13 protein-coding genes are annotated in these 14,961 nt (G+C 71.5%); 10 read left to right on the forward strand and 3 right to left on the reverse strand.

What is annotated here, in order from left to right:
- Positions 1-39: 39 nt before the first annotated feature.
- On the reverse strand, positions 40-2,070 hold the full coding sequence (locus IM778_RS05800; RefSeq protein ID WP_194411103.1) for a beta-galactosidase: 2,031 nt from the start codon (positions 2,068-2,070) through the stop codon (positions 40-42).
- Positions 2,071-2,252: 182 nt separating this feature from the next.
- Here IM778_RS05800 and IM778_RS05805 point away from each other — a divergent pair, with 182 nt between their 5' ends.
- The 7 genes from IM778_RS05805 to IM778_RS05835 all read left to right on the forward strand — a co-directional run bounded on the left by IM778_RS05805 (position 2,253) and on the right by IM778_RS05835 (position 9,999).
- A complete protein-coding gene (locus IM778_RS05805) occupies positions 2,253-3,269 on the forward strand; it encodes a LacI family DNA-binding transcriptional regulator (protein ID WP_194411104.1) in 1,017 nt (338 codons plus the stop codon).
- A 44-nt stretch (positions 3,270-3,313) separates the two neighbouring features.
- Positions 3,314-4,873, forward strand: coding sequence for an HD domain-containing phosphohydrolase (locus tag IM778_RS05810; RefSeq protein ID WP_194411105.1), 1,560 nt, complete (start codon positions 3,314-3,316; stop codon positions 4,871-4,873).
- A 43-nt stretch (positions 4,874-4,916) separates the two neighbouring features.
- Positions 4,917-6,197, forward strand: coding sequence for an MFS transporter (locus tag IM778_RS05815; RefSeq protein WP_194411106.1), 1,281 nt, complete (start codon positions 4,917-4,919; stop codon positions 6,195-6,197).
- 94 nt (positions 6,198-6,291) lie between these two features.
- Positions 6,292-7,866 (forward strand): methionine--tRNA ligase, encoded by a 1,575-nt coding sequence (gene metG, locus IM778_RS05820; protein ID WP_194411107.1) that lies wholly within the window; start codon positions 6,292-6,294, stop codon positions 7,864-7,866.
- A gap of 156 nt (positions 7,867-8,022) precedes the next feature.
- Positions 8,023-8,907 (forward strand): TatD family hydrolase, encoded by an 885-nt coding sequence (locus IM778_RS05825; protein ID WP_194411108.1) that lies wholly within the window; start codon positions 8,023-8,025, stop codon positions 8,905-8,907.
- Positions 8,908-8,911: 4 nt separating this feature from the next.
- Positions 8,912-9,364, forward strand: a complete 453-nt coding sequence (locus tag IM778_RS05830; protein ID WP_228484772.1) for a GNAT family N-acetyltransferase — start codon at positions 8,912-8,914, stop codon at positions 9,362-9,364.
- Positions 9,365-9,468: 104 nt separating this feature from the next.
- On the forward strand, positions 9,469-9,999 hold the full coding sequence (locus tag IM778_RS05835; protein ID WP_194411110.1) for an NUDIX hydrolase: 531 nt from the start codon (positions 9,469-9,471) through the stop codon (positions 9,997-9,999).
- Positions 10,000-10,171: 172 nt separating this feature from the next.
- On the opposite strand, the gene IM778_RS05840 is transcribed toward IM778_RS05835, so the two are convergent.
- The gene (locus tag IM778_RS05840) at positions 10,172-11,680 is read right to left on the reverse strand and encodes an HNH endonuclease signature motif containing protein (RefSeq protein WP_194411111.1); all 1,509 of its coding nucleotides are present in this window, start codon (positions 11,678-11,680) and stop codon (positions 10,172-10,174) included.
- Positions 11,681-11,815: 135 nt separating this feature from the next.
- Here IM778_RS05840 and IM778_RS05845 point away from each other — a divergent pair, with 135 nt between their 5' ends.
- Positions 11,816-12,709 carry a phosphotransferase gene (locus tag IM778_RS05845; RefSeq protein WP_194411112.1) on the forward strand — a complete coding sequence of 298 codons (894 nt, stop codon included), beginning with the start codon at positions 11,816-11,818 and terminating at the stop codon, positions 12,707-12,709.
- Between the two features lie 100 nt (positions 12,710-12,809).
- Here the strand turns inward: IM778_RS05845 and IM778_RS05850 are convergent, their stop codons facing one another.
- Entirely contained in the window at positions 12,810-12,959 is a 150-nt protein-coding gene (locus IM778_RS05850; RefSeq protein ID WP_194411113.1) for a hypothetical protein, read from the reverse strand.
- Between the two features lie 202 nt (positions 12,960-13,161).
- On the opposite strand from IM778_RS05850, the gene IM778_RS05855 reads away from it, so the two are divergent.
- Together IM778_RS05855 and IM778_RS05860 are read left to right on the forward strand one after the other, a co-directional pair.
- Positions 13,162-14,532 carry an RNA polymerase sigma factor gene (locus tag IM778_RS05855; RefSeq protein ID WP_194411114.1) on the forward strand — a complete coding sequence of 457 codons (1,371 nt, stop codon included), beginning with the start codon at positions 13,162-13,164 and terminating at the stop codon, positions 14,530-14,532.
- Positions 14,529-14,888, forward strand: a complete 360-nt coding sequence (locus tag IM778_RS05860) for a YciI family protein (RefSeq protein WP_194411115.1) — start codon at positions 14,529-14,531, stop codon at positions 14,886-14,888. The genes IM778_RS05855 and IM778_RS05860 overlap by 4 nt, the downstream gene beginning before the upstream one ends.
- Positions 14,889-14,961 lie beyond the last annotated feature (73 nt).

Here is a 14,961-nt window from a genome sequence, read left to right on the forward strand (position 1 = left end):
GTTTCCCTTTCGATGGTGGTTCCTGCAGGTGGTGGTGGATCAGGAGGAGGGGGTGGTGGGCCGGGCGGTGCGCACGACGGCCACGCCGCCGGCGGGCACGACGAGCGAGCCGTCGACCGGCTCGCCGCTGAGCAACTCATCGCCGGCGATGGCGAGGACGGCGTCCTCGTCCCGGTGGTTGATCGCGATCGAGTAGTCCGCGGTGGCGCCGCGGCGGACGACCACCTCGAGGCCCTCGGGATGAGCGGATGCGGTCAGCCCCGCGTCGCGGTAGACCTCTGCCATGACGGTGCGGAGGCCTTCGGCATCCAGTCGCGTACTGAGGTACCAGGCGTGCCCGGTGCCGTGCGCGTGCCGGGTGATCGCGGGCTTGCCGGCGCCGGGACCGTCGACGTAGGTTGCGATGACGTCGGCGCCCGCGAGGACGAGGTCCTCCTGCCACGCGTCGGCGTGAAGGGTGGCGGATGCCGAACCCGACCATCGCACCGCGTGGAGGGCCCCCTCCCGAAGTGGCAGGAACTCCTCGACGACGACGCCGAGGGCATCGCGCAGCGGCGCGACGAAGCCGCCCGGGTGCACGGCGTCGTTCTCGTCCACGATGGCCGAGAAGAACGACACCACGAGGGTGCCGCCGGCCTGGACGTAGGCCGTCAGGTTCGCGGCGTCGCGCGCGCTCAGCAGGTACTGTGCGGGCGCGATGACCAGGCGGTACGCCGAGAGGTCCTGGCCGGGCAACGCGAAGTCCGCGGTGATGCCGTCCCGCCACAGCCGCTCGTAGAACGCCCGCACCCGCTCGGCGTGCGAGATGTCCACGGACGGTCGCCATTCGAGATCCTGCGCCCAGAAGGACTCGAAGTCCCACAGGATCGCCACGTCGGCGGCGACCCGCGATCCGCGCACCTCGTCGAGCCGGGCGAGGGCCCCGCCGAGGTCGACGACCTCGCGCCACACCCGCGACGAGGTGCCCGCGTGCGGGATCATCGCGGAGTGGAACTTCTCGGCGCCCGAGCGTGACGCGCGCCACTGGAAGAACAGCACCGCATCGGCGCCGCGGGCGACGTGGCTCAGCGAGTTGCGGGCCATCTCGCCGGGACGCTTGGCGACGTTGCGGGGTTGCCAGTTGACCGCGGACGTCGAGTGCTCCATCAGGATCCACGGCTTGCCGCCGCCGACGGAGCGAGTCAGGTCGGCCGCGATCGCGAGGCCGATCTCGCCCTCGGGATCGGCTGCCCACAGGTAGTGGTCGTCCGAGACGATGTCGACTTCGCGGGCCCACGCCCACATGTCGGTCGTCCAGCTCTGGTTGGCCATGAAGTTCGTGGTGACCGGCTGGGACGCGTGCGCCCAGATGGCGTCGCGTTCCGCGATGAAGCACTGGCGCAGCTGGTGGTCGGTGAAGCGCGCGAAGTCGAGCCGCTGTGCGGGGTTGACCACCGAGGGCGCGGCCGCCGGTGCGCCGATGTGGTCCCACTCCCCGTAGCGCTGCCCCCAGAACGCAGTGCCCCACGCCGCGTTGAGCGCGTCGAGCGTGCCGTACTTCTCGCGCAGCCAGTCGCGGAAGGCGCGCACCGACTGGTCGGAGTAGTCCTCGCCCACCGGCACGCCGTACTCGTTGTGCACGTGCCACATGACGACCGCGGGATGGCTCCCGTAGCGCTCGGCGAGCGCCGAGGCGATGCGCACGATCGCGGCGCGGTACGCCGGCGACGAGTGGGAGGCCATGCCGCGGGCGCCGAAGCCCATCGTGACGCCCTCGCGCGTCACGACGCGCGCATCGGGGTGGGTCGCGAAGAACCACGCCGGGGGCGATGCGGTGGGAGTGCCGAGGTCGACCGAGACGCCGTTCTCGTGGAGGAGATCGAGCAGCTCGTCGAGCCACGCGAAGTCGAACACGCCCTCGCTCGTCTCGATCAGCGCCCACGCGAAGATGCCGACGCTCACGAGGTTGACGCCGGCCTCCCGCATCAGGGCGACGTCCTCGCGCCACACCTCCTGCGGCCACTGCTCGGGGGTGTAGTCGCCTCCGTAGGCGATTCCCCGGATCTCGGGCCAGTGGTCGGGCGAGGTCATGGACACTCCATCGGATCGGTGCTCGGGTCGGTCGCAGCCCAGGACTGGGACCGGTCACAGTCTTACTTGGAGATCGACGTCGATGCAGCCCGAGGGCCGAACCGTTACTCAACTGTGACCGGTCCCAGTTTTGTTCGTGTCGCCCCGTCCGCCGCGCGGATTCGGGGGTAGAGTCGCTGCTCGTGGAGGAGACGACGACCGCGCGGCGCAAACCCACGATCCGCGACGTGGCCGCAGCCGCGGGCGTTTCACGCGGCACGGTCTCGCGCGTCATCAACGGCGGCCACTGGGTCTCGCCGGATGCCCGTGCCGCCGTGGAGGACGCGATCCGGCGCACCGGGTACACCGCCAACCACGCCGCGCGGAGCCTCGCGACCGGGCGGGCCGGGTCGCTCGCCTTCCTGCTCACCGAGCCGCAGCACCTGCTCTTCGAAGACCCGACCTTCGCGCTGCTGTTGCGCGGTGCCGCCGAGGCGCTCGCGCAGCGATCCATGACGCTGGTGCTCCTGGTCGCGGGCACACCCGCCGAACGGGCGAACGTCGCGCACTACGTCAGCACCGGCCACGTCGACGGCGTGCTGCTCATCTCGTCTCACGAGGCCGATCCGCTCGTCGAGCAGCTCCTCGAAGCCGGCGTGCCGACCGTGTGCTGCGGCATCCCGCTCGGTCACGACGCCCAGGTGCCGACCGTGTCGGTCGACGAGATCGGCTCGGCCCGCGAGATGACCCGGTACCTGCGTGAGAAGGGCCACCGGCGGATCGCGATGATCGCCGGCCCCCACGACACCCCGGGCGGGCGCTTCCGGCTCGTGGGCTTCCGCGACGAGATGGGCGAGGACTTCGACCCGGCGCTGGTCGAAGAGGGCGACTACGGTCAGGACTCGGGAGCCGCCGCCATGGCCCGGCTGCTCGAGCGAACGCGCGACATCGACGCGGTGTTCGCCGCGAGCGACCTGATGGCCGCCGGCGCCATCTCGACGCTGCGGCGGGCGGGCCTGCGCGTGCCCGAAGACATCGCGGTCGCCGGCTTCGACGACTCGGGGCTCGCGGCGACGCATGAACCGCCGCTCACCACCATGCGCCAGCCCTGGGACCGCATCAGCGACGAGATGGTGTCGCTGCTGCTGTCGGTCATCGACGGAGCGAACCCGGCGCCCATCACGCTGCCGACGACGCTGGTGGTGCGCGCCAGCGCCTGACCGCACCACGGGCGCCGCCGTCGCCGGTGTGGGATCGTGGAGGGGTGTTCCGTCTGCTGGGACTTCTCGGCGGGCTCGCAGCCGTGACGGACCTCGGCACCGGGGCCGCGCCGGACGAGTCCCTGGGCCGCGCCGTCGTCGCCGCCCGGCTCGCCCGCGCCGCCGGCTGCGACGAGGAGACGACGCGTCATGTCCTGTACACGTCGCTGCTCGAGCACATCGGCTGCACGGCGTACTCGCTCGAGCTCGCGACGACGCTCGGCGATGACATCGTCGCGACGCGGAAGTCGATCGAGGCCGATCCGGCCAGCACGCGCGACATGCTCGGTTCGATGATCCCGGCGATCGCGCATGCGGCCGGTCGCAGCCGGATGAGCGTGGCCGTCGCGATGCTGCGCCACTCCGGCGCCCTCGATCGCGACGGCCCGGTCGCGACGTGCGAGATCGCGCGGATGGCCTCGCGGCGGCTGGGGCTGGCAGAACCGGTGCAGCACAGCCTCGCGCACACCACCGCGCGCTACGGCGGGGCCTCGTCGGCCGGCGGCGACGACCTCCCGCTGCCGATCCGGATCACCCACGTCGCCTCGTGCGCGGTGCTGTTCGCGCTGCAGGACGGCATCGAGCGCGCGGTCGCCGAAGTGCGCCGCCGCGCAAGCGCGCAGCTGGACCCGGGGATCGCCGACGTCTTCCTCAGCCGCCCGCACGACATGCTCGACGGCATCGGCGACCTCGACGCGTACCCGCTGCTGCTGGATGCCGAACCCGACCCTGCGCGCGTGGTGCACGACGACCAGATCGCGGCCGTGGCTGGCGTGTTCGGCGACCTCGTGGATCTGAAGAGTCCGTGGTTCCACGGGCACAGCGCCGCCGTCGCGGATCTCGCGGCCGAGGCCGCGCGCCGGCTCGGACTGCCTGCGGGCGAGGCTCAGCGCCTGCGGTGCGCGGGGCATCTGCATGACATCGGCCGCGCCGCGATCTCGAGCAGGATCTGGAACAAGGTCGCACCGCTCAGCGTCACGGAGCGCGATCAGGTGCGGCTGCACCCGTACCACGGCGAGCGCATCGTGGCCCGCGTTCCCGAGCTCGCCGTCGCGGCTCGCCTGGTCGGCACGCACCATGAACGCCTGGACGGCAGCGGCTACCCCGGGGCGGCCCATGGGAGCGAGCTGTCGACCGCGGCGCGCGTGCTCGCGGCGGCGGACGCGTACCGGCGGCTCGTCGAAGCGGGACCGCGCCGGCCGGCGTCGGCGCCGGAGGACGCGGCGGCCCGGCTGCGCGCCGATGTCACGGCGGCGCGGTTGGACGGCGATGCCGTGCGGGCGGTGCTCACCGCCGCGGGGCATCGAGCCGCGCCACGCACGCCCGCCGCGGCCGGGCTGACCGCGCGCCAGGCCGAGGTGCTGCGGCTGGTCGCGACGGGCTTGACGAACAAGCAGATCGCGCAGCGACTGGTCATCTCGCCACGGACCGTGGAGCACCACGTCCAGGACGTCTACGTCCGCATCGGCGTGACCTCACGCGCGGGCGCTGCGATGTTCGCGATGGAGCATGGACTGCAGGCCTCGCCGTCGCCGGCGGACGCGACATCGGGCGAAAGTGGGTAGGACTACCCATGCGCTCGAGCGGGGCCCGCGGGAGGGTCGATCCATGAGCACTTCCTCGGCACGACGGGCGTCGGCAGAGCGGGCGTCGGCAGAGCGGGCGTCGGCAGACCGGGCGTCGGTGAACCGGGCGTCGCCACGGCGTCCGCGCGAACCGCTCATCACCGGCGCGTTCGTACGGTTGGCGATCGCGGACCTGGCCTACTTCACGGCGGCGGGCGTGGGGCTCCTCGCGATCCCGCTCTACGTCACCGGGCCGATCGGGTCCGACGAGGCCGGCGCCGGACTGGCGTTCGGCGCCTTCGCGATCTCGGCCCTCGCCCTGCGCCCGCTCGTCGGACGGTGGTGCGACTCGTGGGGGCGGGTGCCGCTCATGATCGGCGGCGGCGTGCTCGCCGCGATCTGCCTCGCCCTCACTGCGCAGGTGGACTCGCTGGCGATGGTCGTCGTGCTCCGGCTCGTGCTCGGCGTCGCCGAGGCGGCGTTCTTCGTCGCGTCGATGGCGGTGCTGGTCGACATCGCGCCCGAAAGCCGTCGCGGCGAGGCGTTGAGCTACAACTCGCTCGGGCTCTACCTCGGCATCGCGCTCGGCCCGCCGCTGGCCGAGATCCTCATCCGCGCGGTCGGATTCGCCGGAGCCTGGTACGCGGCGGGAGGGCTCGCCCTCGCGGCTGCCGCCGTCGCGGCCACGATCCGCGAGACGCGTCCTCGCGGTGCTCGTCGCGCTCGCGGCGCGGGGCCCAGGCCGCCGCTCATCCACCGGGCGGCGATCGCCCCGGGACTCGGCTTCCTCGCCTCGGTGGTCGCCATGGGCGGGATCCTCGCCTTCGCCTCGCTGCACGCCGGCGCGGTCGGGGTCGACGCGATCAGCACGCCGATCCTCGTGTACGGGGCGGTGGTGATCGTCGGCCGGATCGGGTTCGGGTGGCTGATGGATCGCCTTCCGCCGCTGCGCCTGGGTGCCGTCGCGCTGGTGGCGATCGCCGCGGGTCTCGTCGTGGCAGCCACGGTTCGCACACCGACCGGCATCCTCCTGGGCGCGGCGCTCCTGGCGGTGGGTGTCGTCTTCAGCACCCCGGCGTTCTTCGCGGCCATCTTCGCCACAGCCGGACCGGCCGAGCGCGGTGCCGCGTCGGGCACGGCGAGCGCGGCGCTCGACCTGGGGCTCGGCCTCGGACCGATGCTTCTGGGGGTGGTCGCCTCGGCGGCGGGCACCTCCTGGGCGTTCGTCGCGGCGGCCGGCGTCGCGATCATCGGTGCGGTGTGGACGGTGTCCCTGGCGAGGAGCACAGGCGCCGCCGCCCGCCGGCACGCCGCCGGCGCCTGACCTTCGTGTTACGAAAGCGGCCGTGCGGAGCGTACGGCCGGGGGCCTCCTGTCACAGCGGCGGGCGCGGCATCCCCGCTGACTAGAATCTTCGAGTGACCTCCGGCCCTTCGTCCTTCTACATCACGACGCCGATCTACTACCCGAGCGACGTGCCGCACATCGGCCACGGCTACACCACGGTCGCGGTCGACACGCTCGCGCGCTGGCACCGCCAGGCGGGCGACGACACGTGGATGCTGACGGGCACCGACGAGCACGGCCAGAAGATGCTGCGGGCCGCGAGCGCGAACGGTGTGACGCCGCAGCAGTGGGTCGACAAGCTCGTGAGCGAGTCGTGGTTCCCGCTGCTGAAGACGCTCGACGTCGCCAACGACGATTTCATCCGCACCACCCAGCCCCGGCACGAGGAGCGCGTCAAGGCGTTCGTGCAGGCCATCTACGATCGCGGCTACATCTACGCGGGCGAGTACGAGGCGCTGTACTGCGTCGGCTGCGAGGAGTTCAAGCCCGAGTCCGAGATCGTCGACGGCACGGGGCCGTTCGAGGGACTCAAGGTCTGCGCGATCCACTCGAAGCCGCTCGAGCTCCTGCAGGAGAAGAACTACTTCTTCAAGCTCAGCGAGTTCCAGGATCGCCTGCTCGAGCTGTACCAGTCCGACTTCGTGCAGCCCGAGAGCGCGCGCAACGAGGTCGTCTCGTTCGTCCGCTCCGGGCTGAAGGACCTCTCGATCTCGCGCTCGGCCTTCGACTGGGGCATTCCGCTGCCGTGGGATGAGTCGCACGTCATCTACGTGTGGGTCGACGCGCTGCTCAACTACGCCACGGCGGTGGGCTACGGCTCCGACCCCGCGCAGTTCGAGCGCCGCTGGCCGGCCTACCACGTCGTCGGCAAAGACATCCTGCGCTTCCACGCGGTCATCTGGCCGGCGATGCTGATGGCCGCGGGCGTCGACGTCCCCAAGGGGGTCTTCGCGCACGGCTGGCTGCTCGTGGGCGGCGAGAAGATGTCGAAGTCGAAGCTCACCGGCATCGCCCCCACCGAGATCACCGACGTGTTCGGCTCGGACGCGTACCGGTTCTACTTCCTGTCGGCGATCGCGTTCGGCCAGGACGGCTCGTTCTCGTGGGAGGACCTCTCGGCCCGCTACCAGGCCGAGCTCGCGAACGGCTTCGGCAACCTGGCGTCGCGCACGACCGCGATGATCGAGCGCTACTTCGAGGGCGTCGTGCCGCCGGCGGGCGAGTACCTCCCCGGTGACCTCGCCGTCCAGAAGACGGTGGCGGATGCCGCGGCCGCCGCCGACGCCGCGATCGAGCGGTTCCGCATCGACGAGGCGATCTCGTCGATCTGGACGATCGTCGATGCGCTCAACCTGTACATCACCGAGAACGAGCCGTGGGTGCTCGCGAAGGACGACTCGCAGCGCGCGCGTCTCGGCACCGTGCTGTACACGGCGGCGGAAGGACTCCGGGCCCTCGCCGTGCTGCTGTCGCCGGTGATGCCCGCATCGACCGAGAAGCTGTGGATCGCCCTCGGCGCCGCCGAGTCGATCGGCCGCCTGCAGGACCAGCCGATCCGCGAGGCCGGCGCGTGGGGCGTGCTCGAGCCCGGCACCTCGGTGAACGGTCTGGCACCGCTCTTCCCCCGCGTCGAGCAGTCCGTCTGATGACGCACACCCCCGGCGTTTCGTCTCGCTTCGCTCGCTCAACGACCGAGGCCGGGTGGGGCGTTTCGTCTCGCTTCGCTCGCTCAACGACCGAGACCTCACCGGTCGTTGAGCGAGGAGCGCAGCGACGAGACGAAACGCGCCGGAGTTCCGCAGATGACTGATCCCAGCAACTACGTCCGCACGCGCTCGCAGGACGGACGCGGCGACGTGCGCTGGCCGGATGCCCCCGAGCCGCTCGCCGTCGCGGTGTACGACAACCACGCCCACCTCGAGATCGAGGACGGCGAGGTCGGACTCTCGCTCGACGAGCAGCTCGAGCGAGCCGGCGAGGCCGGCGTCGTCGGGGTCGTGCAGGCCGGTGGCGACATCGACTCGAGCCGCTGGTCGGCGTGGGCCGCGGCATCCCACCCCCGCGTCTTGGCCGCGGTCGCGATCCACCCGAACGAGGCGCCGGCCTATGCCGCCGCGGGTCGCCTCGAGGAGGCCGTCGCCGTCATCGACGAGTTGGCCGCGCAGCCGCGGGTGCGGGCGATCGGCGAGACGGGCCTGGACTTCTTCCGCACCGACGACGAGGGTCGTCCGGCGCAGTTCGAGAGCTTCGAGGCGCACATCGCGCTGGCCAAGAAGCACGGCATCGCGATGCAGATCCACGACCGCGACGCCCACGACGCGGTGCTCGAGACCCTCGAGCGGGTGGGTGCGCCGGAGCGCACGGTGTTCCACTGCTTCTCGGGCGATGCGGGCATGGCGACGATCGCCGCGGAGCGCGGCTACTACCTGTCGTTCGCGGGCAACATCACGTTCAAGAACGCCCAGAACCTCCGCGACGCGCTCAAGGTGACGCCGCGCGAGCGGATCCTGGTCGAGACGGATGCCCCGTTCTTGACGCCGACGCCGCACCGCGGTCGCCCGAACGCGCCGTACCTGATCCCCGTGACCGTGCGCTTCATCGCCGCCGAGCTGGGCGTGGATCTCGATGAGCTGTGCGCGCAGCTGGCTGCGAACACGCTCGAGGTCTACGGCGCGTTCGAGGACTGACGAGGTGGCGCCGGAGCGGCTGCGGGGCGACGATCTCGCGCAGCTGGTGGGCTTCCTCTCGGAGGTCGATCTGACGTCGAGCGGCTTGGACGCTCCGACCGTGCGCCTGTGGGTGGAGCGGAACGAGCGGGGCGACATCGTCGGCAGCACGGGATACGAGCTGAGCGAAGACGGCGAGCACGCGCTGATCCGCAGCGTGGCGGTGCGTCCGTCCGAGCGATCGCGGGGGAGGGGAACCGCGCTCGCCGAGTTCGCCCTCGGTCGCGCCGCCGCGGAAGGAGCTCGGCGGGCTTGGCTGTTCAGCCGGCGTTCGGGGCCGTTCTGGCGGGGTCTGCAGTTCGAGCGAGCCGACCTCGACGATCTCGCGCGCGTGCTCGCCGTGACGTACCAGGTGCGTCTCTTCGCCGAGTCGGGGCGGCTGCACCGTGAGGTGGCGTGGTCGCGGCCGTTGCCCTGACATCGAGGCATGCGGCACCGCGGTGAGGTGCTGTGCCAGAATCGCTGCCATGTCGCAGCCGAGCCTGGTCGTGGCGGGTGCCCGTGGTTCCGACGGGTCGACTCGTGGACGGTGAGTTGTGGGATGTGACGGATGCCGAAGGTGTCCCCGTCGGCAGAGTGCACCGTCGCGGTGATCCCGGGTTTCCGACCGGACTCTTCCACATCGTGTCGGCGGTGTGCGTCGTGCGCGACGACGGACGCGTGCTGATCACGCAGCGTGCGGTCGCGAAGGACTGGGCGCTGAGCTGGGAGTTCCCGGCGGGGAGCGCGCTCGCCGGCGAAACCAGTGGGAACGCCGCCGTCCGCGAGCTTCGCGAGGAGACCGGGCTCGTCGCGCTCCCTGAGTCACTGGAGCTGGTCGGACGCGTCACCGAGGCCACGGCTCTGCTCGACCTCTACGTGGCCCACGGTGTGCGAAGGTCCACGTTGACGCTGGATCCGAAAGAGGTGCGCGACGCGGCGTGGGTCCCACTCGCGGAGGTGCGCGCGCGGTGCGAGGACGGCCAGATGGCCGGGCCGTGGGTCGAGCGACTCGCGGTCTTGTGGGACGCGCTCGTACGTGCTTCGAAGGTCGCACGGCCATATCCGCAATGACGTGAGTGCGATGTGCCCGCCCACGCCGTTCGCCTCGCGGCAGCGAGCGGAAGTGCGTCCGAGTTGCGTCGTGTCGTCGTCCCGATGTCGGCGCGTGGCGTGACGATATCGGAACGACGTCGCACGGTGATCAATGCAACGCTCCGGGCCACGGGGCTCGTGCTGTCGCCCGCTAGGCGGCGGGCAGGAACCGTCTGGGTGGAGGGTCGATACCTGCCCAGGCGTAGCGGAGCGTGAGTCGTGGCGCGAGGGTGAGGGGATCTCCGCGACCGGGTGGCGGGTGCAGGACGAAGTCGCCGAGTCCGTCGCGGGTGATCCTCCAGCCGCCGTGGTGCAGCTGCATGTGGTGATACCGGCAGAGCAGGATGCCGCGGTCGACGTCGGTGCGGCCGTGGTCGGCGACGAAATGATCGATGTGGTGCGCCTCGCAGTAGGAAGGAGGCCGGTCGCAGCCTCGCCACCGGCATCCGCCGTCGCGGAGCGCGAGGGTGAGGCGCTGCTTCGCGGTGTAGAGGCGGTGCTCACGGCCGAGGCGGAGCGGGTTGCCGTCACGATCGATCGTGCATTCGACGCCGCCGGTGTCGCAGGCGTGCTGAGCGGCGAGGGAGGCCGGAACGGAGGTCTGGCTCTCTTCGAGCAGACCGATCGCCGGGCGTCCGTCGGCGTGGGCTTCGCGGTCGTCGGCCGTGATCAGCACGCGGATCCCGGCTTGACGGGTGCCGAAGACGGTCTTCTCTTCGGCGAGGGCGCCGGCGCGCAGCACGTCGAGAACCAGATCGTAGGCGAGCTGCTCGTTGGTGCGCGGATCGGCCACGAGCTGCTCCGCACGTTCCTTCTCGGCCGGGTCGATGAATCGCGGGCCGCCACGTCGTGGGCGCAGCGCGCTGTCGAGGATGGCGTCCATCCACGCGCCGCCGACATCGTCGAACGCGATGGAGGCCCGCCGGATGCCGTCGCTGTCGGTCCCGAGGCGGAACGATCGCCGCTCGAAGCGCTCATCGAAGCGACGCCCGGCGCCTTCCGGGTCGAGTCGGTCGCGCACGGTCCGGGCGGCCTTGGCGAGTTCTTCCACCGTGCGCTCGCCAGCCTCGGCGGCGAGCTGCTCGGCGGCCAGCGACCACACGTCGGCGATGTGCCTCGAGGCGTCGGGGTCGTCGACCGTGGGAGGTTCTCCCAGGCCGCGGAGGATCACGTCGTGCTGCGCAGAGCTGATCGTGCCGGCGAGCAGGGCGCGCCCCAGCGGCGCGTGCCACGGTTCGGCCGCGACCTCGGCGTCGAGTGAACCGGCGGGTGCGGCATCCGTCGACTCTCCGGCGCCATCGTCCAGCGCGGCACCCATGCCGGCCAGCAGCGATTCGCCGAGGCGGACGTGCTTGACGGCGTCGGCCCGGGTGGCGCCGGTGAGATCTTGGATCAGTGCCGCGAGGGAGTTGTGGCCGCGCTTCTGGGCGAGCCCGCCATGCCCGTGCTCACGGGTCGATCGCGCCGCCGCGACACCCGACGCGACGATCCGCACCTTCTCGGCCGCTCTGATCAGGTTCGACGCGCCGCTGATGATCTCGACGATCGCGTCGTCGTCGAGGGCTGCCATGATGCCGGGCAGGGCGTCTGCCGCGATGTCTGCTCCGAGCAGCCCGCGCAACACCGCGACGTGCTCGCCGAGATCGGAGAAGAAAGCCATAGTTCATCATCCAACACCCCTCCGACATTCGAAGCTATGATCGATACCTCACGACCCCACGGCGGTAACGACGACGTAACGATCGACCGACGAGGCCGGCTGGCAGGGGTCGCGACGCCCGGCTAGCCTGACGGGATGCACGCGGACGCACTCGCGCTTCCCACCGCGATTGCGGCACGCCTCGTGCATGACCAGTTCGCGCCGGGCGTCGAGGTCGAGGACGTGGAATCCGCGGCCACGACCAACTACGTGTTCCGGGTCGGTGCCCGCCATTCGGCTCGATTCCCGATACGGCCGGCCGACGCGGAGGCGCATCGCGACGCTCTGGTCGCGGAGGGGCGGGCCATGGCCGAGTTCGCCGCGGCGAGTCCCTTCCCCTCGCCCCGGCTCGTGTTCATCGGTCGTCCCGGCTTCGGCTACCCGATGCCGTGGTCGGTGCAGTCCTGGATTCGAGGCGATGTGGCGACCGAGGATTCGGTCGCCTCCTCATCGGTGTTCGCTCGAGACCTGGCGCAGCTCATCGTCGCACTTCGGACGGTGGATGTCGGCGGCCGCGTGTTCTCGGGGTCGGGACGGGGTGGTGCCCTGACCGATCACGACGATTGGGTCGCGCACTGCCCGACGAGGAGCGCGGGCGTGCTCCCCGTCGCGCGGCTGCGCCGGGCGTGGGGCGACCTGAGGTCGACTCCGCCCGCCGCGCGACAGGTGATGTCGCACAAGGACCTGACACCGTTCAACCTCGTGATCGACGACGGGCGACTGGCGGGCGTGCTCGACGCCGGGGGATTCGGTCCCGCCGACCCCGCCCTCGACCTGGTTGCGGCATGGCATCTGCTCGACAGAGACCGCCGGGCGGGGTTCCGCGATGACATCGGTGCGGACGACGACGATTGGCGGCGCGGTGCCGCGTGGGCGCTGCAGCAGGCCCTCGGCCTCGTCTGGTACTACGCGACGACGAACCCATCGATGAGTCGACTCGGGCGCAGCACCATCGACCGGATCCTCGCCGCACCCGAGCTGAATCTGTAGCGATCCGGCACGCGCCCGCGAGCAGCACCCGCCCTGCGCGCCCGCGAGCAGCACCCGCCCTGCGCGCCCGCGATCCGTGGGCCGTGCACGGCCGCCGCGGTCAGCCTCCGATGCGGATCCCGACGCCCGCCGGGATCGAGAGCAGCACCTCCGCCAGTTCGCTCCAGAACCTGTGGCCCCGCGCCTTGGGCTGCAGCCGGGCGTCCATTGCCGCCCCGGTCGTGTCGTCGTGCGATGCGTCGTCGTGCATGTGCTCGGCCTTTCGTCGACGGGGCGGATCGGGTGATCCCCCCCGACATGACTACGATCGGCGACGGCGGGTTTCGACGGATGCCGCGGATTCCGTCCGGCTTTCCGGTCGATTCCGCGATCGGTGTCGAAAACGCGGCACGCCGTTCGTTGCTGTGATGAGGTCGCCGCATCGGCGACCCGGCCAGAGAAGGGTGATTCCGATGACGTCCGACGCCGACGCGGAGATCACCCGCCTGCACCGCGACGAGTGGACCCGGGTGGTGGCCGGTCTCGCCCGCCGCTTCGGCGACCTCGACATCGCCGAGGAGTCGGCGGCCGAGGCGTTCGCGGTCGCGATCGAGCGGTGGCCGGCCGACGGCGTCCCCCCGAACCCGGGCGCGTGGCTCACGACGACCGCGCACCGCAAGGCGATCGACCGGCTGCGGCGCGAGGCGCGGCGGGACCAGTTGCAGCAGGAGGCGTTCATGCTGAGCGAGGAACCGCCGGCCGAGCCGGTCGGCGCGATCGAGGACGATCAGCTGCGGCTGGTCTTCACGTGCTGCCATCCCGCGTTGTCGATCCAGGCGCGCGTGGCTCTCACGCTGCGCATCGTCGGCGGCCTCACCGTGGCCGAGATCGCCCACGCGTTCCTCGTGCAGGAGACCACGATGGGCCAGCGGATCAGCCGTGCGAAGGCGAAGATCCGGGCGGCACGCATCCCGTACCGCGTTCCCGAGCGCGACGACCTGCCCGCGCGCGTCGACGGCGCGCTCGCGGTGCTGTACCTGATCTTCAACGAGGGATACCTGGCCTCGGGTCCCGACTCGGATCCGGTCCGGCGCGATCTCACCGGCGAGGCCATCCGGCTGACGCGCCTCGTGCGCGACCTGCTGGCGCCGCGATCCGGCGAGCACGACGAGGCCACGGGGCTGCTGGCGCTCATGCTGCTGACCGAGGCGCGCGCCGGGACGCGGGTCTCGAGCGACGGCGAGCTGGTGCGACTCGACGAGCAGGATCGCGCGAGGTGGGACCGCGCGCTCCTCGACGAGGGCCTCGCGCTGGTGGCCGAGGGGGAGGATGCTCTCGATACGCCTCGTTCCTCGGCGCTCGATCCGGCGGCCGTCGCCCACGGCACCGCCAGCATCGGCCGCTACGGCATCCTGGCCCGGATCAACGCGGTCCATGCGCGCGCCACTCGTGCGCGGGACACCGACTGGTCGCACATCGTGGCGCTGTACGGGCTGCTCGAGCACATCGATCCGAGCCCGATCGTGACCCTCAACAAGGCCATCGCGATGTCGGAGTTCGACTCGCCCGAGGTGGGCCTCGCCGTCGTCGAACGACTCGGCGCCGCCCTCGACGGCCACCACGCCTTCCATGCGACGCGGGCCGAGCTGCTGCAGCGCGTGGGCCGCCGAGCCGAGGCTCGCGCGGCGTACGAGCGGGCGATCGACCTGGCGGGCAACACCGCCGAGGTCGCCCACCTGGCTCGCCGCCGAGACCGGCTCGCGGCCCCCGGCTCGAGCGCCGAGGGACGAGGCGCATCGAGTTCATCCGTCCCGAACCATCACCCACAAGGAGGAACATCGTGACCCAGCAGTACCTCGTGATCCACATGACCGACTCGTCCGGCTCGCCGCTGGCGCAGGAGGAAGACCGGCGGATGCTGGAGTCCTGGGCGAAGGAGGGCGAGGAGTCCGGCCGGCTCGGCACCGGCGCACCGGTCGCGGGCGCCGAGCACGCGAAGTCCGTCGTCGTCCGCGACGGCAGCACGCTGATCACGGACGGACCCTTCCCCGAGTTCAAGGAATGGTTCGCCGGCTACGACCTCGTCGAGGCGGACTCGATCGACGAGGCCGCAGCCTACATGGCGAAGCACCCGACCGCGGTGCTCGGCCGGGTGCTGATCCTGCCGCTCGTCAGCCTCCCGTGGGAGCAGGACGCCTGATCGCCCGGCTCGAGTGCGGCACTCGCTCGAGCCCGTCGCCCCGAGCCGCGCGATGCGAAGGAATACCCACGCC

The organism is Microbacterium cremeum, from assembly GCF_015277855.1.
GTDB classification, from domain to species: Bacteria; Actinomycetota; Actinomycetes; order Actinomycetales; family Microbacteriaceae; genus Microbacterium; species Microbacterium cremeum.